This is a genomic window from Paraniabella ginsengisoli, from assembly GCF_022513635.1.
GTDB classification, from domain to species: Bacteria; Bacteroidota; Bacteroidia; order Chitinophagales; family Chitinophagaceae; genus Niabella; species Niabella ginsengisoli.
In genome coordinates this window covers 81797-104793 of record NZ_JAKWBL010000002.1, presented here as the reverse complement: position 1 = coordinate 104793, position 22997 = coordinate 81797, and the positions used below count along the sequence as shown (strand labels likewise).

27 protein-coding genes and 2 pseudogenes are annotated in these 22997 nt (G+C 38.2%); 20 read left to right on the top strand and 9 right to left on the bottom strand.

Annotation, left to right across the window (positions count from 1 at the left end; translation table 11 throughout):
• Window positions 1-19: 19 nt before the first annotated feature.
• From MKP09_RS11665 to MKP09_RS11630, 8 genes and pseudogenes are all read left to right on the top strand, one after another.
• A complete protein-coding gene (locus MKP09_RS11665) occupies window positions 20-1633 on the top strand; it encodes a RagB/SusD family nutrient uptake outer membrane protein (RefSeq protein ID WP_262915335.1) in 1614 nt (537 codons plus the stop codon).
• Entirely contained in the window at window positions 1630-1917 is a 288-nt protein-coding gene (locus tag MKP09_RS26040; RefSeq protein ID WP_262915334.1) for a RagB/SusD family nutrient uptake outer membrane protein, read from the top strand. Before MKP09_RS11665 ends, MKP09_RS26040 begins: the two co-directional genes overlap by 4 nt.
• A 100-nt stretch (window positions 1918-2017) precedes the next feature.
• The gene (locus MKP09_RS11660) at window positions 2018-2323 is read left to right on the top strand and encodes a hypothetical protein (RefSeq protein ID WP_240830182.1); all 306 of its coding nucleotides are present in this window, start codon (window positions 2018-2020) and stop codon (window positions 2321-2323) included.
• Window positions 2324-2368: 45 nt separating this feature from the next.
• Window positions 2369-4198, top strand: coding sequence for a DNA polymerase III subunit gamma/tau (locus MKP09_RS11655; RefSeq protein WP_240830181.1), 1830 nt, complete (start codon window positions 2369-2371; stop codon window positions 4196-4198).
• Window positions 4199-4318: 120 nt separating this feature from the next.
• Window positions 4319-5983: pseudogene (locus tag MKP09_RS11645) on the top strand (pyruvate dehydrogenase complex dihydrolipoamide acetyltransferase).
• 231 nt (window positions 5984-6214) lie between these two features.
• Window positions 6215-6529 carry a hypothetical protein gene (locus MKP09_RS11640; RefSeq protein ID WP_240830178.1) on the top strand — a complete coding sequence of 105 codons (315 nt, stop codon included), beginning with the start codon at window positions 6215-6217 and terminating at the stop codon, window positions 6527-6529.
• 93 nt (window positions 6530-6622) lie between these two features.
• Complete coding sequence (locus MKP09_RS11635) at window positions 6623-6838, top strand: PEGA domain-containing protein (protein WP_240830177.1); 216 nt, start codon at window positions 6623-6625, stop codon at window positions 6836-6838.
• Window positions 6816-7037 (top strand): hypothetical protein, encoded by a 222-nt coding sequence (locus MKP09_RS11630; protein ID WP_240830176.1) that lies wholly within the window; start codon window positions 6816-6818, stop codon window positions 7035-7037. Before MKP09_RS11635 ends, MKP09_RS11630 begins: the two co-directional genes overlap by 23 nt.
• 89 nt (window positions 7038-7126) lie before the next feature.
• Here the strand turns inward: MKP09_RS11630 and MKP09_RS11625 are convergent, their stop codons facing one another.
• Window positions 7127-7594: an RES family NAD+ phosphorylase gene (locus tag MKP09_RS11625; RefSeq protein WP_240830175.1), complete on the bottom strand. Its 468-nt coding sequence runs from the start codon at window positions 7592-7594 to the stop codon at window positions 7127-7129.
• Window positions 7591-8094: an Xre family toxin-antitoxin system antitoxin gene (locus MKP09_RS11620; RefSeq protein ID WP_240830174.1), complete on the bottom strand. Its 504-nt coding sequence runs from the start codon at window positions 8092-8094 to the stop codon at window positions 7591-7593. The genes MKP09_RS11625 and MKP09_RS11620 overlap by 4 nt, the downstream gene beginning before the upstream one ends.
• A gap of 605 nt (window positions 8095-8699) precedes the next feature.
• Here MKP09_RS11620 and MKP09_RS11615 point away from each other — a divergent pair.
• The gene (locus MKP09_RS11615) at window positions 8700-9062 is read left to right on the top strand and encodes a CoA-binding protein (RefSeq protein ID WP_240830173.1); all 363 of its coding nucleotides are present in this window, start codon (window positions 8700-8702) and stop codon (window positions 9060-9062) included.
• An 81-nt stretch (window positions 9063-9143) separates the two neighbouring features.
• On the opposite strand, the gene MKP09_RS11610 is transcribed toward MKP09_RS11615, so the two are convergent.
• The 7 genes from MKP09_RS11610 to MKP09_RS11580 form a co-directional block, all read right to left on the bottom strand.
• On the bottom strand, window positions 9144-9368 hold the full coding sequence (locus MKP09_RS11610; protein ID WP_240830172.1) for a hypothetical protein: 225 nt from the start codon (window positions 9366-9368) through the stop codon (window positions 9144-9146).
• A gap of 1 nt (window position 9369) precedes the next feature.
• Complete coding sequence (locus MKP09_RS11605) at window positions 9370-10275, bottom strand: NAD(P)/FAD-dependent oxidoreductase (RefSeq protein ID WP_240830171.1); 906 nt, start codon at window positions 10273-10275, stop codon at window positions 9370-9372.
• Window positions 10272-11018 carry a methyltransferase domain-containing protein gene (locus tag MKP09_RS11600; RefSeq protein WP_240830170.1) on the bottom strand — a complete coding sequence of 249 codons (747 nt, stop codon included), beginning with the start codon at window positions 11016-11018 and terminating at the stop codon, window positions 10272-10274. The genes MKP09_RS11605 and MKP09_RS11600 overlap by 4 nt, the downstream gene beginning before the upstream one ends.
• A complete protein-coding gene (locus tag MKP09_RS11595) occupies window positions 10957-11244 on the bottom strand; it encodes a 3-oxoacyl-[acyl-carrier-protein] synthase III C-terminal domain-containing protein (RefSeq protein WP_240830169.1) in 288 nt (95 codons plus the stop codon). Before MKP09_RS11595 ends, MKP09_RS11600 begins: the two co-directional genes overlap by 62 nt.
• Entirely contained in the window at window positions 11211-12050 is an 840-nt protein-coding gene (locus tag MKP09_RS11590; protein WP_240830168.1) for a type III polyketide synthase, read from the bottom strand. Before MKP09_RS11590 ends, MKP09_RS11595 begins: the two co-directional genes overlap by 34 nt.
• A gap of 89 nt (window positions 12051-12139) precedes the next feature.
• Entirely contained in the window at window positions 12140-12535 is a 396-nt protein-coding gene (locus MKP09_RS11585) for a hypothetical protein (protein ID WP_240830167.1), read from the bottom strand.
• A gap of 157 nt (window positions 12536-12692) precedes the next feature.
• Window positions 12693-12983 carry a hypothetical protein gene (locus MKP09_RS11580; RefSeq protein WP_240830166.1) on the bottom strand — a complete coding sequence of 97 codons (291 nt, stop codon included), beginning with the start codon at window positions 12981-12983 and terminating at the stop codon, window positions 12693-12695.
• Window positions 12984-13177: 194 nt separating this feature from the next.
• On the opposite strand from MKP09_RS11580, the gene MKP09_RS11575 reads away from it, so the two are divergent.
• The 11 genes and pseudogenes from MKP09_RS11575 to MKP09_RS11525 all read left to right on the top strand — a co-directional run bounded on the left by MKP09_RS11575 (window position 13178) and on the right by MKP09_RS11525 (window position 22970).
• Window positions 13178-13717 (top strand): YceI family protein, encoded by a 540-nt coding sequence (locus tag MKP09_RS11575; RefSeq protein WP_262915333.1) that lies wholly within the window; start codon window positions 13178-13180, stop codon window positions 13715-13717.
• A gap of 67 nt (window positions 13718-13784) precedes the next feature.
• Window positions 13785-15331 (top strand): annotated as a pseudogene (locus MKP09_RS11565) (YifB family Mg chelatase-like AAA ATPase).
• Between the two features lie 386 nt (window positions 15332-15717).
• Window positions 15718-16113, top strand: coding sequence for a hypothetical protein (locus MKP09_RS11560; protein ID WP_240830163.1), 396 nt, complete (start codon window positions 15718-15720; stop codon window positions 16111-16113).
• Window positions 16114-16130: 17 nt separating this feature from the next.
• A complete protein-coding gene (locus MKP09_RS11555; RefSeq protein ID WP_240830162.1) occupies window positions 16131-16373 on the top strand; it encodes a hypothetical protein in 243 nt (80 codons plus the stop codon).
• A gap of 238 nt (window positions 16374-16611) precedes the next feature.
• Window positions 16612-17796 (top strand): ABC transporter transmembrane domain-containing protein, encoded by a 1185-nt coding sequence (locus MKP09_RS11550; protein WP_240830161.1) that lies wholly within the window; start codon window positions 16612-16614, stop codon window positions 17794-17796.
• Window positions 17760-18416, top strand: a complete 657-nt coding sequence (locus tag MKP09_RS11545) for an ABC transporter ATP-binding protein (protein WP_240830160.1) — start codon at window positions 17760-17762, stop codon at window positions 18414-18416. The genes MKP09_RS11550 and MKP09_RS11545 overlap by 37 nt, the downstream gene beginning before the upstream one ends.
• Before the next feature lie 49 nt (window positions 18417-18465).
• Window positions 18466-18726, top strand: a complete 261-nt coding sequence (locus MKP09_RS26035) for a hypothetical protein (protein ID WP_262915332.1) — start codon at window positions 18466-18468, stop codon at window positions 18724-18726.
• A 2-nt stretch (window positions 18727-18728) separates the two neighbouring features.
• On the top strand, window positions 18729-20051 hold the full coding sequence (gene lnt, locus MKP09_RS11540; protein ID WP_262915331.1) for an apolipoprotein N-acyltransferase: 1323 nt from the start codon (window positions 18729-18731) through the stop codon (window positions 20049-20051).
• Between the two features lie 83 nt (window positions 20052-20134).
• On the top strand, window positions 20135-20929 hold the full coding sequence (locus MKP09_RS11535; RefSeq protein ID WP_240830159.1) for an alpha/beta fold hydrolase: 795 nt from the start codon (window positions 20135-20137) through the stop codon (window positions 20927-20929).
• A gap of 18 nt (window positions 20930-20947) precedes the next feature.
• Window positions 20948-21709: an SDR family NAD(P)-dependent oxidoreductase gene (locus MKP09_RS11530; protein ID WP_240830158.1), complete on the top strand. Its 762-nt coding sequence runs from the start codon at window positions 20948-20950 to the stop codon at window positions 21707-21709.
• A 220-nt stretch (window positions 21710-21929) separates the two neighbouring features.
• Window positions 21930-22970: an NAD(P)H-dependent glycerol-3-phosphate dehydrogenase gene (locus tag MKP09_RS11525; protein WP_240830157.1), complete on the top strand. Its 1041-nt coding sequence runs from the start codon at window positions 21930-21932 to the stop codon at window positions 22968-22970.
• Window positions 22971-22997 lie beyond the last annotated feature (27 nt).

Genomic DNA, 22997 nt, shown 5'->3' with positions numbered 1-22997 from the left:
TCATCATCAAACACAACACATGAAAACCAATATATTTCTACAATACTTAATATTCACCTTGCTTCTTATTGGAAGCTATAGTTGCCAAAAAGATTTTTTAAATATCGAGCCAACGAATGAGGTTCCCGCCGAAACTACATGGCAGGATGGGCCTTTGGCAGAAGCTTTTGTAACCGGTATTTACAATCAATACCTAGGCGTGGGTGGTTTCACTGAAGAAATGCTTGCCAGCTTTAGCGATGAAGCCGTGTTTACACATACCGGCCGCAACATTAATACCATTAATGAAGGCAGCGCCAGTCCCAGCAACGTTGGGTTTGTACCCGCGAGTTATGAATGGCAGAATATGTTTAATGGCATCAGGGCAGCGAACCTCACCCTGGAAAAATTAGCGTCACCGCTAATTGATACAGCGCTTGCTAATCGCCTGAAAGGTGAAGCTCATTTCTTAAGAGCTTTTTTCTATCAGCAACTATTAAGATATTATGGAGGTGTGCCACTAATAACAAAAACTTACGGACTTGATGAAGATTACAGCTCAACACGAAACACCTATGAAGAATGTGTCAACTTTGTTGTAGCTGATTGCGATACTGCAGCATGGCTGATCAATGATAAAGAAATGGCAAAAGGAAGAACTAATCTTCTGGCAGCATTAGCACTCAAATCGCGTATTTTATTATATGCAGCCAGCGATCTGCATTACCTGCCTGTTGCCACAACAAAATTCCCGGAACTGGGTAGCCATCCAAAACCTGAATTGTTTGGTTATGCAGGAGGCAACCGTGCTGAAAGATGGCAAAGAGCCAAGCAAGCAGCGCAAGTTGCTTTGGATTTGGGTCCTATTTATAAAGCTGGTTACAAGTTAAATCTGGCAACTCCTGTTTCAGCTGAAAATGGAAAGCTGAATTATATGTCGATCGCAATGGGTGGATACAGTAAAGCAGAAGGCATGGACGAAACGGCGGGCGATGAAATAATTTGGGGCAGATACTACAATTTGAATGTTAATACAGGTGCTGGGGTTAGCATTGGCCAATATAATGGTCCCAACGGTTATCATAACTGGGCAGGCAATACGCCCATCGGTATCTTTGTCGATGATTTTGAAATGAATGATGGTACAGCATTTAGCTGGAGCAATGCCACACATAAAGCTGCTCCTTACAAAAATAGAGATCCAAGATTCTATGCTACCGTTCTATATGATGGAGCGGACTGGAAACCCAGAGATCTTGTATCCGGTAATGTTGACCCTGCCAATCAAATTCAAACAGGTAAATATGATCTGATACAGGGTGGTTCTAAAATAACTTTTAACGGTTTAGATACAAGAAGCAGTTCGATAGAAGACTGGAATGGAAGCCGCACAGGTTATTATATGAGAAAATTCATTGATCCTGATCCTAAAATTGCAGAGGCTAATACCAAGCAATTAATACCATGGCCGTTTATAAGATATACAGAAGTGGTTTTTAATTTTATAGAAGCATCTCTTGAATTAGGTGAAGAAGCACCCGCCAGAACCTGGTTGAATCGTATCCGCTTCCGTTCCGGAATGCCAGAAATACCAGCAACAGAGACTGGCGCAGCACTTAAAAACCGGTATCGGAATGAAAAAGAATTGAAATGAGTTTTGAAGAGCAACGCTATCATGATGCCAGACGCTGGATGATCGCTTCTGAAACACTGGGAAGAAAACTGACATTCATCAATATTACCGGCACTTTCAAAGCAGGAAAGCAATTAGCAAGTCCTTACAAACATGATGAAACCATTTACAACTATACTTATACGCCTACAACTGACGTAGCCCATGAAAACAGAAAATGGGTTAATAAAATGTATTTCGCTCCTATCACCAGAGACGAAATGAACAAGAATACATCGTTGGTACAAAACCCCGGATACGAGTAATATTTTATCCCTTTATTAAAAAACTGCCTGGAAATTTCCGGGCAGTTTTATTTACAATGGTTGCATTTATCACCATTAACACGTCTGTAATAAAAAAACTGTGTATGAAATATCTTTTATTATTACTTATTGTGACTACGATAAGTTGCCAAAAAAACAAACAACTGAAATTCCCGACATAGAGGGGGAAATGACAATTGTACGGGATTGCACCGGAACCTATCTCAGGCACAATAATTTAGATTATCAGGTGTGTAATAAAAAACTGCTTAAAAAATTTAACATCGATGAAATGGTAATAGTTTCTATTAAAAAATTGAAAACCTGTTATGAAGAGATAGGAGAAATCTGTTTGCTTGAACATGAAAACGAGGGCTGGGTTAAAGTTTTATCAGTAAAAAAATAGCAATTTTCCACATCCTCCCGCAAGACAACAATTCATCTCGCAATTATGTTACATTTGTCGCGAGGAGTTATCATGGATAAATTTATTGTTTCAGCACGTAAATACAGGCCACAAAATTTTGATACTGTTGTTGGCCAGCAGCATATTACTACAACGCTTAAAAATGCGATCAAGCAGAATCAGTTGGCGCATGCCTTCTTGTTTTGCGGCCCTCGTGGTGTAGGCAAAACCACCTGCGCCCGTATTTTAGCAAAAACTATCAACTGTGAAAGTCAAACGCCGGATGGAGAAGCTTGTAATCAGTGTCAGTCCTGCGTTTCATTTAACCACGGCAGTTCACTTAATATCCATGAGCTCGATGCTGCCAGTAACAATTCTGTAGATGATATTCGAACATTAGTAGACCAGGTGCGTTTTGCTCCACAGGCTGGCAGGTATAAGGTGTATATTATAGATGAGGTACACATGCTGAGTTCTGCGGCGTTCAATGCCTTTTTGAAAACGCTGGAAGAGCCGCCGCCCTACGCCATTTTTATTTTAGCAACTACCGAAAAACATAAAATCTTACCTACCATTTTAAGCCGTTGTCAAATCTTCGACTTTAAGCGTATTACCACCAATGATACGGTAGAACATTTGGAAGATATTTGTAAAAAGGAAAGCGTTAATGCCGACAAGGCTTCCCTGCAACTGATTGCTCAGAAAAGTGAAGGCTGTATGCGCGATGCATTAAGCATCATGGATAAAATTGTAAGTTTTAGCAATGGTGAAATAAGCTACAACAATACGTTGGAGCATCTGAATATACTTGATGAGGATTATTATTTCCGTTTGATGGATTTTATGCAGCAACAGGACCTATCGAGCGCCATGTTATTGTATGAAGACATTAACCGAAAAGGTTTCGAAGGCGATTTGGTGCTTAATGGAATGGCATCTTTCATCCGAAATCTTTTAGTAAGCAGAGATGAAAAAGTAGTTGCCTTATTAGACACGGTTGAAAGTTTTAAAGAAAAATATATCAGCACAGCTAAACAGGTTTCAGCACCACTTTTGATCAGCGCCTTAAATGTGCTTAACGAATCGGAAATTAATTACCGATCTGCACGTAATAAAAGGTTACATGTAGAACTTACGTTGATAAAGCTCTGCTACCTGCAACAAGCAATGCAAATAACACTGGATGAAAATTCGGTATCAAAAAAAAAATTAACTGAGTCAAAAGGAGCGCTTGCTTTTCGGCAAATACAGCCGGTTGCAATAAAGCCAATAGCTCCAAAAACAAAGTCAACCAATACGCAGGCACCTGCCGCTAAACTTACTATTTCAGAAGAACCGCCGGCAAAGCATGTGGAAACTCCGGTTACAGTTGCAACACCACCTCCCACTACCGAGGCTCGCCTTGCAGAAACAAAAACAGCAGGAGGTAAAAAAATTAGCAGCCTGGAAAAACTGAGAAAACAGTTTAAACAAATTGAGCCGGAAAAAGAAGATATTCCTTTAGAAGAAACCGCGGTTCTGGAAGCCTGGAAAAAATTTACACAGGTGCTGAAGGATAATAGAAACCCGGCAGCACAAAGCTTTTCGCTGGCAACTGTGAAGATTGTGGATGCCAACTCATTTTATGTATATACATCCAATCCGTTAGAGAATCGTTTTGTGGAGATCACTAAAAATGAAGCTGCGGAATTTTTAAAAGAAGCATTACAAAATTCTCAACTTCAGATTTTTAATGTTATCAACCCAAACCGGCAAGTGCAGGAAGAAACTATAGAAAAACCGCTTACAGCAGTGGATCAATATAAAAAAATGATCGAAAAATATCCATTGGTGCAGCAATTGAAAGAAAAATTGAAATTGGAGTTGGGAAGATAGTTACAGGTTACAGGTTGCCAGAGACCCGAAACTTGAAACCTGAAACTTGAAACCATTAACCTTTTTTACTTGTAAACTTTACATATAATTCACTAATTTCGGGCGAAATATTTTAGATACATGGCGGAAAAAATTTTAATGCCCCGTTTGAGCGATACGATGACAGAAGGGGTGATTGCAGCATGGCATAAAAAAGTGGGTGATAGCGTTAAAAAAGGCGACTTACTGGCTGAAATTGAAACAGATAAAGCCACTATGGAGCTGGAAAGTTATAAAGATGGGACAATACTTTACCTTGGCGCTGAGAATGGTGGAAAACTTCAGGTGGACGATCTGATGGTAATTGTGGGTGATGCAGGTGAAGATATTTCCGGATTAGTAAATGGAAAATCGGGAAGTACCGAACAACCAAAAGAAGAAAAGAAAGCCGAAGAGCCTGCTAAAACAGAAGAAAAAACTGTTGAGAAACCTGCCGCTCCAGCCGCTTCATCTTCGGTGGATGTATCAAAAATGGAAGAAGTGGTATTGATGCCGCGTCTAAGTGATACGATGACAGAAGGCGTTATCGCAAGCTGGGCAAAAATATTGGCGACGATATAAAAAAGCGACTTGTTGGCTGAAATTGAAACAGATAAAGCCACCATGGAGCTGGAAAGCTATAAAAACGGCAAACTATTATATCAGGGTGCTAAAGCCGGCGATAAAATTCAGGTAAATGACCTGCTTTGTATTATTGGTGAAGAAGGAAAAGTAAACGTTGACGAAATTGTAGCTGCCGTAAAAGGCGGAGGTGCTCCCGCACCTAAAGCGGAAACAAAAGACGAAGAACCTAAATCAGAAGCTCCAAAAGCTGAGGCCAAAACTGAAACAAAAGAAGAGGCACCAGCCGCATCTGCTTCAACAGGTGAAAATGGACGCATTAAGGCATCACCACTTGCTAAAAAGCTGGCTGCCGAAAAAGGTATCGATATAAATAGCATCCAAGGTTCTGGCGATGGCGGAAGAATTGTAAAATCTGACGTAGATAATTACAAACCTTCTGAGGCTAAACCGGCTTCAAAAGAAAGTGGTGCGCCAGCAGTAGCTTCAGCTCCTTCCGGGCAGGTTTCGTTTGAAGACGTTCCGGTTTCGCAAATGCGTAAAACCATCGCACGCCGCCTTTCTGAAGTTAAATTCTCTGCTCCTGAAATCTACCTTACCATGGAAATCAACATGGACAAGGCAGTTGCCAGCCGCGCTCAGCTTAATGAGGTTTCTCCTAATAAAATATCATTCAACGATCTTGTAATAAAAGCCTGCGCTATTGCGTTGAAGCAACATCCATATATTAACAGTAGTTGGCAGGGTGATACCATTCGTGTAAATCATCATGTGGATATTGGCGTAGCGGTTGCTGTAGATCAAGGGTTACTGGTTCCGGTAGTTCGTTTTGCAGATACTAAATCACTGTCTCAAATTGCAGGAGAAGTTAAAGATCTTGCCGGACGCGCTAAGTCTAAAAAATTAGCACCAGCGGAGTGGGAAGGAAACACTTTTACGATCTCTAATTTAGGTATGTTTGGCATAGAAGAATTTACGGCGATCATTAACCCGCCGGCCTCTTGCATTTTAGCAGTTGGCGCTATCAACCAGGTTCCGGTTGTTCAAAATGGCCAGATCACAGTTGGTAATATGATGAAGGTAACGCTTACTTGCGATCACCGAGTGGCTGACGGAGCTGTAGGTGCCGCCTTCCTTCAAACGCTGAAAAGCTTATTGGAAGAGCCTTTACGGATGTTAGTATAAAATTATATAAAACTAAATTTTATAAAGCCGCATTGTAATAGATGCGGCTTTTTTGTGTATCAACAATAAATATAAATCAGCGATCTTGCCACGCTCGCTTGTACAGTAGAACATATGGCATCCTACATAAACGACAAATGTCTTTACAATTCAGCATATTTTTTCCATTTTTAGTTTACTGAAATATTTTTTACATATTTTTAATGTTCAATCAAAAACTAAACATCAAAAATGAAACCTGCATTGCTTCTCATGCTAAGCATCATATTGGTTAGCTGTAGCGCTTCTATCAAATCTAATTTTCAGAGCAGTAATCATCCTTTAACAATTGAAGACAAAGTAGCATTTTTAGACGTGCATCACAAAGTTCCTGAAAACACAAAAAAATTAGGTGAGGCAAAGTTTGGAGACACTGGCTTTTCAACGGATTGTGACTTCAATTCAAATCTTGTAAAAGCTAGAAAATTGGCTCGGCAAAATGGAGCCAATATTGTAAAGGTTGTTGAAAAAAATCACCGGACTTGTGGAGTTCTTGTTATCGGATGAAAGTTGAATTCTTTTTCTATAATGGCAATGTTGCCGATTTGCCACAATACCAATTGCAAATAAACTAATTGCTAACTTTTAAATATCCTTCAAATGAGAAAATCAATTTTTATTTCGGCTTTGGCCATTTCAGTTCTATTAACAAGCTGTGCAACCATTATATCAGGTTCAAAACAAAAAGTAAACTTCACCAGTAGCCCATCTTCTGCAACCATTTACATTGATGAAGTAGAAATTGGCAGCACTCCGCTTGAAATGAGACTTCAAAGAAAAAGAACATCATGTAATGCTAAAATTAGAGGGCTATAAAACTTATGAAACCAATTTAACCAAAAAATTTAATGCCTGGTATCTTGGCAATATTGCAATTGGTGGAATTATAGGATTAATTATTGACCCGATTACTGGTGCAATGTATAAACTAACTCCTTCTGAAATAAATGCAGAAATGGAACAGGGTGTAACATTTAAAAAAGCAAAAACGATATTTACATCGCCGTCTCTTTAGAAATAGATCCGAGTTGGAAAAAAATTGGGCAGCTTGAGAAAATGTAATTTTATCCAATGCCTTCGAGGTTTTAAAATACATTGAAAGCATTAACTCTTTTTACCAGCAAGTAACCGTGCATCTATCGGTATAGTTCGCGTATATACAACCTTTATTTTGCTAAATGCACTATGAGCCGGATTCAATAAATAGTTAGATTCTTCGGGCATTACAGCAGAAGGCACTTTCAACGAAAAATATTTTTTCTCCTTTATAAACTCGTCTCCAATAAATCTAAGATTTTCCGGTGATGGATTTTTAAACCATCCATCCTGTAAAGTTTTGATAGGTATTTCCATAACGGGAACATCGGGTAATTCGATACAAATCAAACAGGTTTCATCTACAACAACATTCGAAATATGTACAATTGTCTCAAGCATTGCAAGTGATGGAGAAGCAGCCGTATATAATATATGCGTTCCCTTATTGTGCCACCGTCCTGAATATACAGAAGCGCCTGTGCCGGTTAAATCATCTATATATTTGCATTTGCTGATTCGATAAACTTTCATCATGCAAATATTCCATGCTCAATGCGCCCAAGTTCATCAAATAACATATTAATACCAATAGATGTATCTAAATACTCCTTAGGCTTTTTATCTCCCAAAGCTATTATAGGTGTTTCTACCCAGCGCTTAAAATTTTCTATATCGCCAAACACATCTTCGCCACGAGTGTACAACCTGCTCAACTCAATCAAACGCTCCGACTGCTCGGCACTTAGCTTTTGTGCAGGTGTATAACGGCGTAAAGTTCTGTCGGAAGTGTGTACAATATCGGCCATTTCTGTTGCTGAAAGGCCGATAACATTTGCCAATGTATCAAGCGCTTTTTTAGGAATACCATCGCGTATATAATCAATAAAATCGGATGAACTTTCTATATCGCTATACGTTTCATCATCGTCAAGACCCATCAAGTCTATTGTTCGGCGAACAGGATTATTAGCACGGCGTTTTGCAACCGATGCAGTAATGTAAGCAACTTCAGGCTCCTGAAGTAAGTTGTTCATCTCCTCTTCGGGCTTCTTTTTGTATTTTTCTTTTTCATAACCCGTTCATTTGTCCACTAAGATACGGACATTTATCCAGAACTAAAAATTTATCTTGCTTTTATGTCTCATTTTAACAAGTAGTAAAATGGAAATTATACAACTTAATAAAACACAGGCATCTCTGATTTACGAGTTGTTTAACAAGTACAGAATATATTATAAACAGCCTTCTGATGTGCAATTGGCCAAAAAATTTATTGGTAAAAAAATTGCATAACAATGAATCGGTTATTTTCATTACTCTTGATAGTAATGGCCAAAGCCTTTAGGATTTACTGCTTTATCCAAAAATCCTTCTATGCGCGCTACAAAAAACTGGATACCGAATGACCTATATTTTGACAGAAACACCGCAAGCAGGGCATTGGTGCTAAACCAATACAGCTAGGCTATATCTTTTGCAGCTTCTGATGGTGTAACTTTTATACAATTGGAAACAGCCACTGACAACTATACGGCACAAAGCTTGCATAAACAAATAGGGTTTGACAACAAAATCCTGAAACGGATTTTATTACTTACAGAATCATGGTTAAAAATGGTTCTCAATAAAATACAATAATATGAGCAAAAAAACATTGGTACTTGGCGCATCAGAAAACCCATCACGATATGGAAATATGGCTTTAAAAAGATTGCGGGCGCATGGGCATGATGTTGTTGCAATTGGCCGTAGAGAAGGGCAGGTAGGCGATGTAAATATACATAAATTAAAACCTGCGGAGAAAGATATAGATACCGTTACGATGTACATGAACGAGCAAAATCAGAAAGAGTATGAAGATTATATTCTTTCCCTACAACCCAAACGCATTATCTTCAATCCCGGCGCGGAAAACAGGCAATTGGCCACAAAGGCCGCGGAACAAGGTGTACAGACGATCAACGCTTGCACATTGGTAATGTTGAGTACCGGGCAGTACTAAGAATTTGTAATTTTTGATTTGGAATTTGAGGACAGCATCTTTAAAATAGACGACAATGAATTTCAAATTAAAAATTCCAAATCAGAAATTCTCCCCGTGTGTAGCTTTAATAATTCTTTTTGTCAGCCACGGTATTTTCTTCAATGCGCCTATAAACAAATTCGTTTGCCACTCTTTTCCGAAATGGCTTTGAACAAAGCGGCCAATTTGTAAGCGCTTAGAAAAATGATCGTTCCATTGTTTTTCATATTGCTGCAACATATCTTTCAACGATATTCGCTGCTGCAAGTAATCATCCGCCAACATACTAAAGAGTTTGCCCCCATGCATGGCCATGCTCATTCCATTTCCACAAAGGCGTAATCATACCACAAGCATCGCCGGCAAAAGGCATGGAATTATAAACTACTTCTTTGTTATCAAATGAAATTTGTGAAATGGAAACAGGTTCATCAAAAATAAACTCGCTGTTTTCAAATATTTGTTCAAGATATTTGTTTTGATAAAGAATAGAGCGTTCCATTTCTTTAATACTTCCACTTGCTTGTAAATTAGCCGCAGTTGTTAAATAGCAAAGGCAATATTTATCTGCTTCTATTTTAGAAATGCCACAATAGCCATCTTTAAAATTATGTAAAGCAATGGTATCTTCTGGAAAATCAGTTTTGATATGATATTTAATGCCGACGTAATTATTCAACGCAGTTTTCTTTTTGGAAACAAAATTTCGCCGCCATTTTACATCAATATTGCTGCGTTTTCCAAAACTTCCTAAAGCCAGTTTTACATTATAAATTTCTGCTCCGCAGGATATGGCGTAATAACCATCTTTATAAATAATATCGTCAACCTTTGTTCCTTCAAGTATGATAACGCCCGCCGGCTTTGCTTTTTCATACAAAATATGATCCAGCATAAATCGGCTAATTCCAAAGCCGCCTAAATCCAGATCAGTTTTCAACATAGCTCCATTAGGTGCGCTTACTTCAAGTTTTTTAATAATTGGCAATTTCAAGGCTGTTAAATCCACACCACAATCCAATAAATAATCCCAATTTTCAAGACTGATATATTCACCGCAAACACGATGAAAAGGATATTTGTTTTTTTCAAAAAGAATGACTGCATAGCCTTTCTTTTTAAGTTGTATGGCGGTAGTTAATCCGGCAAGGCCTCCGCCAACAATACCAATATCATAATCATTTGTAATCATTTTTTATATACTACCAAATGCCTGAAAGCCCATTCCCAACTGATGTTTACATCGTTTACATCCGAAGCATCAACTATATATTTCCATTCGTTTTTTTTTAATCCGCGCAATACGGAAAGCGGCGCATCATTTTTTACTAAGTAAGATTTGGAAAATAGTTTTGTTAACCATTTAATGCTATAATATGCTATTGGATGCCGATGCAAATCATTTATAAAAAAACCATTGCTGCTATTCTTTTTCATCCACTGTAACATTTTCATTAATTCGTTATTATTAAAATGATGGCAAAAAAGTGAGTTAAATAAAATATCAGGCTTCGATTCAAAAGAGTATGTTTTATAATCACTGCAAATAAACTCGATGTTTAAATGCCCGTATTTATTTGTAGCAAACTCAATGCAGTTGGGGTTTATATCAATTCCTGATAAGTGAGCAGTAACGCCGTTTTTTCTGCACCAATTATCAATCACAAATAAATTATCACCGCCACCGCAACCTATTTCGCAAACGCTTATCTGTTTTTCTTTTCCAAGCAGTTTTTTAAATCCTTTTAAAGTGATGGAATGCCCGCCCAGCAAGGTGTTGATGTTGTTCAGCTCTTGCATATTTTGCCTGATATGTTCAAACGGAACAGCAGGGTCGTCCAGCAATTCTTTATCATAACTTCTTGTTGAAAAATCAGGCATGGCATATATAAAAGGTTTCCAAAGTAAGTCCGGGCCCAAAAGCCATACCAACAATATTTTTGATTGCGAGATCTGATTCAGCTTTCTTCATAATTTTTTCCAATACAAACAAAACAGTAGGACTGCTCATATTCCCATACTCCTTCAACACTTCATAGCTTTGTTGCAATTGCTCTTTGGAAATATCTGTTCCCCGCTCAATAGCTTCCAGTATTTTTTTACCACCCGGATGCACACACCAACTTGCTATTTCATCACTATCAATCCCATAATGCTGCAAAGCGTTTTGTACAATTGCATTACATTTTTTTCAAGTATGTCGGGAACGTTGCTGGTTAATGTCATTAAAAATCCATCAGCCGAAATTTTCCAGGCCATGTCATCAATGCCTTCAAAATTTATTTCGCTGTAAAAATCCTTTATTTCCCAGCCAGTTCTTTTACTTGCTGAGTTTTCTATCAATACTGCTGCTGCACCGTCACCAAAAATAATAGTGCTCGTAATATTATCGATGGTTTTGTTTTTTTGAAAATGAAGGGTGCATAGTTCTACGCAAACAACAAGCACTTTAGCATCCTGTTCATTAGCGGCTATATAATGTGCATGTTTCAGCCCATGAATAGCAGCATAACAACCCATAAAATTTACAGACGTTCTATAAATATTCGGTTTTAATCCTAATTGCCGGATGATCGCCAAATCAAGACCCGGCGCTTGCATCCCTGTGCAACTAACCGTAATCAGATGCGTTATGTCAGTAGGAAACATGCCATCAGGTAAACATTTATTGATTACATCAATCGATAGTTCAAGTGCCGCCGAATCATAAACGTTCAATCTTTCTTCAAGGTTTTTTGTGTTGCAGGAATTTTCATTTTTTATCAGAATTTCACTCCGATCATTTTCTATATTAAAATCAGGAACAGCAGCATAACGGGTATCAATACCGCTGGATTTATACATAAACCTTAATACACGATCTTCATCAACTGTATTTGCATGAAACGATTTCACTACATCGTAAATCTGCATCTGGCTCTGCTTATATTTCGGAACAGCAGTCGCTATGGAAGTTATCTTACTCATGTCGTAATAATAGTAATTAGCAATTAGTTTTGAACTTATAACGGAAATTGCAGCTCAAACACATCAATAAAGTTATTCAGATTTGTTTATTAAAAAATACAGATAAATGCTATACTACTACAAATAGAAGCTATATAATTCATCTTCATCAGGTTTTTAAAATTAGCATTTTTAATATCCTTTATTACTTTCAAAAACCAGGTAGTCAGATATATGCCTACTGGCAACATGCTTATAGCATATATCAGAAGCGCCACAATCTGATCTGATCTCAAAAAATATATAATAAGCAATAATAGTGCAACAATAAGAACAGTAGCACAAAAAATAAAAGTCCCTTTCACACCCAATTTATAACTCAACGTGATAATGCCATCTTTTTTGTCCTGCATGTGTTGATATACCTGCGTAAGTGGATATGTTCCACCAATTAATAAAGAAGTTATTAATGCTGGAAACCAAATTTGTTTTATTGTCACCAGCATGTCAACGCTTTGAGTTACTATATAATAAACCAGTGCGCCTTGGCAAATAATAACGGTCAAATAACCCGCTACAGGATATTTTTTAGCCTTACACCTCTATAACTGTATAACCTCGATGCGATTATGTAAATCAAAATTGCTATGACAACTTTAAGGTTTACAAAAAAGATAGTGCAATGGCAATAATATCCATCACAAGGGTAATATAAAACAGCTCTTTACTAACCGGAAGCGGTTTTTCAATACCGCCGATACTTTCCGTATCCTTATCCATATACGAATTATATCCATTACTGGATGGGTAAACCAGCAGATGAAGAATGCAGAAAATTAATAATGCTTTAAGCCCATTGATCGATTCTGCCTGGCTTAAAGCAAACCAATAAACAGGCATCAGAAACAAAGAAAACCTAAAACGCAGATGTTGTATGGTTGATGTTTTGAACAATCGGCAATAATATTAAGTTTGTTATTTACAATGTTATTTGTAAATATTTAATTTTGCTAAAAAATTAGATGAACACCTAAAAACTTTCTGTAACATTGACTCCTTTGAGGGTAGTATCAACGTCTGTATGGTAATTATTATAAATAAAACTCCTCACCAACAAAATAGTCATTATACATCTAAATATTTACAATATGTTTAAAAGAATTCTTTTCATAGCACTTTTCTTTTCCTTGTATTCAGCTTCATTTTCACAAAGCCTGAAACCATCAGACGCTGATAGCAAAATAAATTTTGTTATAAAAAATATGGGAATTAATGTAGATGGTTCTTTAAAAGGCATCACGGGAAATATTGTTTTTAATCCAAAGAGAATTTATAAAAGCGTTTTTGACGTAAGTGTTGATGTAAATACCATCAATACAGATAATACCAGAAGAGATAATCACTTAAAAAAAGACGATTTTTTTGATGCAGAAAAATTTCCAACGATTAGGATCAAATCCACAAGCATTCAATCCAAAGGTAATAATATCTATTTCGCGGAAGCTGTATTAACCATGCATGGCGTTTCAAAAAATATTCAATTCGACTTTATAGCAACCTCGATCGATGGAGGATACAATTTTAAAGCAGAGTTTGCATTAAATCGTCGTGATTATGGAGTAGGCGGCAATAGCATGACGATGAGTGATGACGTAAAAGTCAACCTTGATATTGTTGCGAAAAAATAAACATCCAATACAGTTGCAAGGATAGCCTATTTTTTATATCTCAATTTTTAATTGCTATCTTCATTTTATGTTAGTGAAGATAAACGGCAGCGCTGTTTATGGCGTTGAAGCTATACCTATTACCATCGAAGTGAACTGGATGACAAGCGGCAAAGATCCATCCATTGTTGGCCTACCCGATAATGCCGTAAAAGAAAGTCTGCAACGCGTTGAAAGTACTTTTAAAACAAATGGCTTCGATATGCCGCGTACTAAAGTAGTGGTAAATCTGGCACCGGCTGATATTAAAAAAGTGGAACCGCATTTGATCTCCCGATTGGCATTGGCATTTTAGCAGCATCTGAACAAATAGAAAATATTGAGGCTCTTTCTAAATATGTGATCATGGGAGAACTAAGCCTTGATGGTGAGATCCGTCCTATTAAAGGTTCGCTTCCTATAGCTATTCAAGCGCGTAAACAGGAATTTAAAGGATTGATTGTTCCACAAGCTAACGCTCGCGAAGCAGGAATGGTAAACAACCTCAACGTTTACGGTGTAACTCATATTAAAGAAGTTATTGATTTTTTCGAGAATGATGAGAAAGGCATTGACCCTACAGTAATCAATACACGCGAAGAATTCTTCCACTCTCAATACGATTTCGAAATTGATTTTGCTGATGTAAAAGGACAGGAAAATATAAAACGGGCTTTAGAAATAGCGGCAGCCGGTGGCCATAACGCCATATTGATAGGTCCTCCCGGGGCGGGGAAAACGATGCTGGCAAAACGATTACCAACGATATTACCACCGCTAACTTTGCAGGAAGCCTTAGAAACAACTAAAATACATTCTGTTGCAGGAAAACTTCCTGAAAATGCAACTTTAATCTCTAAACGCCCTTTTCGTTCGCCACATCATACAATTTCAGATGTGGCCCTGGTGGGTGGAGGAGGTATCCCTCAACCAGGTGAAATTTCCCTGGCACATAACGGCGTTCTGTTTTTAGATGAACTTCCAGAATTTAAACGAACCGTTCTGGAAGTAATGCGCCAGCCCATGGAAGAAAGGCGTGTAACCATTTCCCGTGCAAAAGTGGCGTTGGATTTTCCAGCCAGTTTTATGTTGATTGCGTCGATGAACCCCTGTCCATGCGGATTTTATAATCATCCTGAACGGGAATGCACCTGTCCGCCTGGCGCTGTTCAGAAATATTTGAATAAAATTTCCGGACCATTGCTCGACAGGATCGATCTGCATGTGGAAGTAACACCCGTACCGTTCAGTGAGCTGTCGAATATCCGCAAAGAACAAAATTCAGAAAGCATCCGCGAGAAAGTGATCAAAGCAAGAGAATTACAAGCCGAACGATATAAAAATCATCCGGGCATTTATGCCAATGCACAAATAAGCAGCAAAATGTTGAAAGAGATTTGCCTAATTGATAACGTGGGGCAAATGTTGCTGAAAGGCGCCATGGAAAAACTAAATCTTTCCGCCCGCGCCTACGACCGTATCTTAAAAGTATCGCGAACGATTGCCGATTTAGAAGGATCAGAAAACATAAAACCCGAATACCTCGCAGAAGCTATTCAATACAGAAGTTTGGACAGAGAAGGCTGGGCGAGTTGATTTAACTATAAACACATATTTTTGACTTTATATAGAAATTCTAAATATGCTGCGACTACTAACTTCTTTTTTGGCCTTTAGCCTAGTTATAACGAGCTGCAAAAAAGTACTGAAAATATAACCCCACACACTGGGGACGTATATGTTGCCGGATACAAAGTAAATAATCTAAATAAAAAAGTTGCTGTTTACTGGAAAAACGGAGAACTTGTTCCACTTACTGATGGCAAAAAAATGCAACTGCAAAAGGGATTACCGCTATTTGGAAAGATATTTATATTATTGGCGAAGAGGATGGTTCTGCCAGACTTTGGAAAAACGGCATTTCTATTCCAGTTTATCCTGAGGGAGCAATACTCAATCAAATAATCTCTTCAGGTAATGATATGTATATAGCAGGAAATACAATATCTATAGATGGCGGCATTCCATATTATTGGAAAAATGGAACACCATATCAAATTTCGGAATCAAAGGCCCCATGCATAATAGCGGGAATTGCCGTTTTGGACAATGATGTTTATTTATCGGGCACAGACTACCAAAGTGGAAATTCGATATTTCAAAGTGTTACTTACTGGAAAAATGGGATACCATACAATGTCTTCCCTGAAGAAATTTCTTCGGGTATTGCAAATGGGATAGCAGTTAACGGACAAGATGTCCATATAATTGGTTATGTAAATTATTGGAAAAATGGTATTAAAATCGATATCATAAACATGCAAGCCAACGACAATAGTCTCCAACGAATAAAAAATATGATTCAGATATTTATATAGTAGGAAAACAAAACAGTATGGCTACCTATTGGAAAAATGATATAGAAGTTCGGCTACCTTCTGCCATTACCAACCCAGACCTTGTTAACTTCTACTCTCAAGCAAATGATTTTGTACTTACAAAAAATAATGATTTTTTTGTCGCAGGTATTGAGGCAAATGGGTTTTCGACGAGAGCCTGTTATTGGAAAAATGGCAAACAAATATTGTTAACGACTAATTTTACAAGCTTTGCAAGTGGAATTACAGTAGTAGAGTAATTATGTTAACGACTTGATTTCCTAAAATCCATACCGATCAATATCACTTTAACAAGAATTATATAGTCACAAAATGACGTTTAAGAATATTATTCTTTTAGTCAGCTTTTCAATATATGGCATCGTCGTTGCCCGCTCGTTTTATCGTCCCGGTTATGAGGCATCATAAATTCAAAGCATCATAAACTTTGTTACCAGCTATTTGTTAGATATTCGCAATAATTTTTGAAACTATCTCATGCGCATACTCTTACACTATCTGAAACCTTATAAATGGCTGGTTGCCTTTGCCTTGTTTTTGGCGGCAGTAAATCAGGTCTTTTCATTATTTGCTCCGATGATCAGCGGGCAATTGCTCGATCTGTTTGCCAACCATCCGCATTATTTTGACAAAGCACAAACACAACCCCGCAGCGAAAACCAGTACATTTTTGGGAGCGGACAACATCGTGGATTATTATACTATCTGATGCTTTTGATTGGCACCGCTATGGTAAGCCGCATCGCAAAAGCTTTCCAGGACTACTTCGTAAATGTTGTGATCCAAAAATTCGGTGCTACCATTTTTACCGATGGGCTGAAACATTCCATGCGCCTCCCCTATCAGGATTTTGAAGACCAGCGAAGCGGAGAAACCTTATCCATTCTGACTAAAGTTCGTACTGACACAGAAAAATTTATTAGCAGCTTTGTGAATGTCTTTTTTGTAATCATTGTCAGTATCGTATTCGTTTCAATATATGCTTTCAGATTACATTGGAGCATCATGCCTGTTTATACATTGGGTATACTTTTTATAGCTTTAGTCACGAGCTTATTAAGCAAAAAAATAAAAGCAATTCAAAAAAACATTGTAAAAGAAACAACATCCTTAGCCGGCACTACTACTGAAAGCCTGCGCAATATTGAAATTGTAAAAAGCCTGGGGCTTACAGGTCAGGAAGTAACGAGGTTAAATAATAACACTTTCAAAATACTGAAACTGGAATTAAAGAAGGTGAAAAGCATCCGCTCTTTAAGTTTTATACAAGGCACTTTAGTAAATTTTTTGCAGCAAGTTATTGCATTTACGCTGCTGTGGCTGATCTTTAAGGATGAAATTACGCCAGGCCAATATCTTTCGCTTTCGTTCTATGGCTTCTTCCTGTTTGGCCCGATGCAGGAAATAGGCAATGTTATCCTCTCTTATCGTGAAGCAGAGGCTTCTTTACAAAATTTCCATAATCTGATGTTGAAGAAAATTGAACCCAAACCTTTACACCCAAAATCATTCGGTATACTGGAAGAATTGGAATTCCGAAACGTTTCGTTTCAGCATCAGACAGCACATTTTAAAGCATTGGACAATATTTCTTTCGATGTAAAAAAGGAGAAACGATTGCATTTGTGGGGCCCAGCGGTTCAGGAAAAAGCACATTGGTAAAGTTGCTTGTTGGCTTGTACAGGCCAAAAGAAGGAGCCATTTATTACGATGGTATTGAAGGTGATGAAATTGACTTTGACGAACTACGCAGACAAATTGGTTTTGTAACACAGGATACACAGTTGTTTGCTGGCACAATAAAGGAAAATTTATTGTTTGTTAATCCTACCGCAACCGAAGATGAATTACAATCCGCATTGCAAAAATCAAGTTGTACAGGATTATTGCAAAGAGCCGAAAATGGCATTGATACCATGCTTGGCGAAGGAGGCTTAAAGCTAAGTGGCGGCGAAAAACAACGCATAGCTATTGCCCGTGCTTTACTGCGTGATCCACATTTATTGATTTTTGATGAAGCCACTTCTGCATTAGATTCGATTACAGAAGAACAAATTACTAAAACAATACGTGAAGTGTCCTCTAAAGGAAGCCAGATAACAGTGCTTATCGCGCATAGGCTTAGTACCATTATGCATGCCGACCGTATTTATGTTTTGGAACGCGGTGAAGTAGCCGAAACAGGAAGCCACGAAGCATTGATTGAAAATAAAGGACTTTATTATGCCATGTGGAGGCAGCAAATTGGTGAAAGAAGAACCGCACATGCGGCAACTACGTAATTATCATTTGCTGGTGAATTACATTATGAAATTGCCTTAGTTTTACGGCATGCAATCAACGCAAAAAAACTTACTCCTTTCGGTATTAGGCGCCATACTATTATGGGCGGCGTGGCCAACGTCTCCACTTACACTTCTTATATTTGTTGGATGGCTACCATTGCTATACATAGTTGAGCGAACTTCCAGCTGGAAAAGGCTTTTAGGTTATACGTACATACACATGGTACTTTGGAATGTGTTCACTACCTGGTGGGTGGCGAAAGCCAGTTTTACCGGCGGTATCAGCGCATTTTTGCAAATAGTTTGATCATGTGCCTGCCTTGGCTGCTATACGCTCTAACCAAAAAATACATTAAAGGTTTTGCCGGAACAGTATCGATCGTTGTTTACTGGATCGCTTTTGAGTACCTTCATCACAACTGGGATTTAAGCTGGCCCTGGCTTACGCTGGGCAATGTATTTGCCACGCACCCAGGTTGGGTTCAGTGGTACGAATACACCGGCACTTCCGGCGGAAGCCTGTGGGTATTATTAAGCAATGTTTTGGTATTTCATGTGCTACAGCTTTATCGTGCTGAAGGCCGCACGTTGCGTTACTTCAAAAACGCAATTGCATGGATCGTATTACTTTTTGCTCCCATTCTGTTTTCTTTTTTTGTAAAAAATAATTTAACACTACTCCATAATAAATACAATGTGGTAGTGGTTCAGCCTAATATTGATCCCTGGGGAGAAAAATTTGAAGCAGGAACACAGGAAGCGCAACTACATCAATTAATCTCACTTTCTCAAAGTAAAATTGATGAAAATACGGCGCTGGTAGTATGGCCTGAAACAGCTATCCCTTTCCAAACTGATGAAACTAAAATAAAAAAGGATTTTGCACTTGCTCCTTTATGGCAGTTTTTGAAAGATAATCCTCAAATCAATTTACTGACGGGGCTTGAAGGATACCAACAATTTGGCACTAAAGTAAGCCGGTTTGCAAAACCTTTGCGCGATGGCAGCTCTTTTTACGAAATGTATAACAGCGCAATTATGATTGACAGCAGCCATGTGCAGATATATCATAAATCCAAGTTAGTACCTGGAGTTGAAGTATTGCCAGCTTTTCTGGGTTTTATGGCTCCCGTATTTGAGAAGTTCGGCGGTACTGGTGGTGGTTACGCAAAAGATACTGCGGCTCATTTATTCTTCACATACAATAATAGCTACAATATTACACCAGCTATTTGCTACGAGAGTATTTATAGCGACTATCTTGCTGACTTTAATCGTAAAGGTTCAAACCTTATTTGCATTATTACCAACGATGGCTGGTGGGGCAATACGCAAGGTTATAAACAACACATGAACTATGCAAGATTGCGTGCTATCGAAAGCCGCAAATGGGTAGCACGAAGCGCTAATACAGGTATTAGTTGCTTTATTGATCCTTATGGAAATATTATTCAGCAATTACCTTGGGATGTAGACGGCGCTTTAAAACAAACTGTTCCTGCGTATATTACTGATACATTCTATACTAAATACGGAGACTGGATTTCAAAATTACTTAGTGTTGCTGCTGCGGCATTATTGTTGTTAGTAATTATAAAAGTATTTACAAAGAAAAAGGTTGCCGCATCTTAATGTTGAGCAATGTACCACAAATAAAGAGTGCGACGCAAGACCGATCAAAGTAGTACTGGTGCTGGCTTCATAAAAAATAATATATGGAAAGAAAAACTACCACTGTTGAAGGAAAAGTTATCAGTTATATAACAGCTGGTGATGGTAAAGCCGTTGTTTTGTTACATGGTTTTGGCGTAGATAGCACTGCCTGGAGCGAACAGATAGAATACTTAAAGGATCATTACTTTATTATAGCGCCTGACCTGCCCGGCATTGGCGTATCGGAGCTTACAAACGATGTTAGCATGGAGGGTGTTGCTAACCTTATAAAAGAAATTATAGAAAATGAAGAAGTAGAACAGGCGGCAGTTATAGGCCACAGCATGGGAGGTTACGCTACATTAGCTTTTGCAGAAAAGTATCCGGAACTTTTAACTGGCATTGGCTTGTTTCACTCAACTGCTGGTGCAGATAATGACGAGAAAAAATCGACAAGAAAAAAAGGCATTGAGTTTACACAAAAACATGGTGCCAACGCATTTTTAGAAACGACGGCTCCGAAAATGTTTGCCGAAACGACGAAAAAAGAAAACGAAACATTATACAACCGCTTCATGGGTAACCTGCCGGAAATGAGTAAAGAGGCGGTTATTGATTATTACGAAGCGATGATGGCCAGAACCGACAGAACTGATGTTTTGAAGAATGCTAAAGTTCCCGTTCTATTTATTTATGGCGAACAGGACGAAATTATACCGCTGGACAAAACCATTGAGCAAGCTTCATTCCCATCGATTTCAACAATACATATTTTAAAAAACTCAGGACACCTTGGAATGATTGAAGAACCGGCAGAAGCTAACAAAGCGATTGAAGATTTTTTATCCGATATTTAGCATCTTAATTTTAAGTTAATGGATAAAATAGTTTTAATTACAGGTGCCACCTCAGGCTTTGGCGAAGCCTGTGCAAGGAAGTTTGCTGCCAACAACTACGATTTAATTATTACCGGACGCAGAAAAGACAAGCTGCATCAATTGTCTGAGGACCTACGCAGCAAGCATGAGGCTAGGGTACTTGCATTAAATTTTGATGTAAGGAATAAAAATATTGTTACAACAAATATTAATGCCCTACCTAAAGAATGGCAAAAAATTGATATACTGATCAACAATGCCGGACTTGCTCTAGGAAGAGATAACTTTGAAGAAGCCAGTATTGATGATTGGGATGCGATGATCGATACAAACGTAAAAGGGCTTGCATATGTTACCAAAGCAGTGCTTCCATTTATGATCGACGCCGGCAGTGGACATATTTTTAATATTGGATCTATATCGGGAAAAGAAGTGTATGCACAAGGCAATATGTATTGTGCCACCAAACATGCTGTGGGTGCACTAAGCGAAGCCATGCGCATTGATTTGTTAAAGTATAATATTAAAGTAACCGCTATTCATCCGGGAGCTGCAAATACAGAATTTTCAAACGTGAGATTTAAAGGTGATGCAGATAAGGCAGCTAAGGTTTATGAAGGCCTGAAACCTTTAGTGGCAGAAGATGTAGCAGATATCATTTATTATTGCGCGGGTTTACCTGCACATGTATGCATCAACGATCTGGTAGTTACATCCACGCAGCAGGCTAACAGTTTTTATAGTTTTAAGAAAATCTGAACTATGATTTATTGGATTAAATAGATTTTTATGGAAATAGTATTTCTTCCTTTTTATATTACAACAGTAGATTATCGTCTCTCCGAACTTACCGAAGGGCATTTGTAACGGGCTTCGGCAAGCTCAGCCTGACAGCCACTTACTATAAGTTAACACAACATAGTTCATACTCATATTCTCATCAATCAAAATAATCATATAAATCCAGGTTCAGACAATAATGGCAATAAAATTTGGTGTAATAGGCAGTGGTAGCTGGGCTACAGCATTGGTTAAAATCCTTACCGACAATGGCAACAAGGTACATTGGTGGGTAAGGAACGATGCATCAGCGTCTTACATTAAAAGCAGGTCACACAACCCACATTATCTAACATCAGCTATTTTAAAGACTAAGCTTCTAAAAATAGATTCGGATCTTAAAAAAATAGTATCAGCAGCCAATGTATTGATCGTTGCCGTTCCGTCTGCTTTTACAACAGAAACCTTTTCTGTTCTGGATAAAGAAGATCTGAAAAATAAAAAAATCCTTTCGGCCGTAAAAGGCATTTTACCAAAGGAAAATGTTTTGCTGAATGATTATCTGGCAAAATATTTTGAATTTCCGTTAACCAACTATTTCGCTGTGTTAGGGCCTTGCCATGCTGAAGAAGTTGCTGCAGAAAAATTGTCCTACTTAACATTCTCCGGAATAGATGTCGCATTCACAAAAAAGATAGCTTCCTACTTCGCATCGCCTGCCATTAATACAGTTGTTAACGATGATATATTAGGCGTTCAATATGCTGCTGTTCTTAAAAATATTTATGCATTGGGAGCAGGTATTGCACACGGACTTGACTACGGAGACAACTTTCAAAGCGTTTACATTGCTAATTGTGCAGATGAAATGGCGGCTTTTTTAAGAATGTTCGGAGCAGCACATATAACCGTGGGTGAACATGAAACAGAACCCAGCACCGGCGCCAAAGCCTCTAACTACGCGGCTTCCGTGTATTTAGGAGATTTGCTGGTAACCTGTTATTCATTATATAGCCGTAACCGGACTTTTGGCAACATGATTGGAAAGGGTTATTCTGTACAAGCGGCAAAACTAGAATTGAACATGGTAGCGGAAGGTTATAATGCCGCAAAATGTATTTATAATATCAACAAAAAAATAAAGGCCGAAATGCCGATTGCAGATACTATTTATAAAATACTTTGGGATAAAACACCTCCTGCTAAAGGATTTGAAGCGATTGAAAAGGTTTTGGTTTAACCAGCTTTAGAACATATGGCATCGATA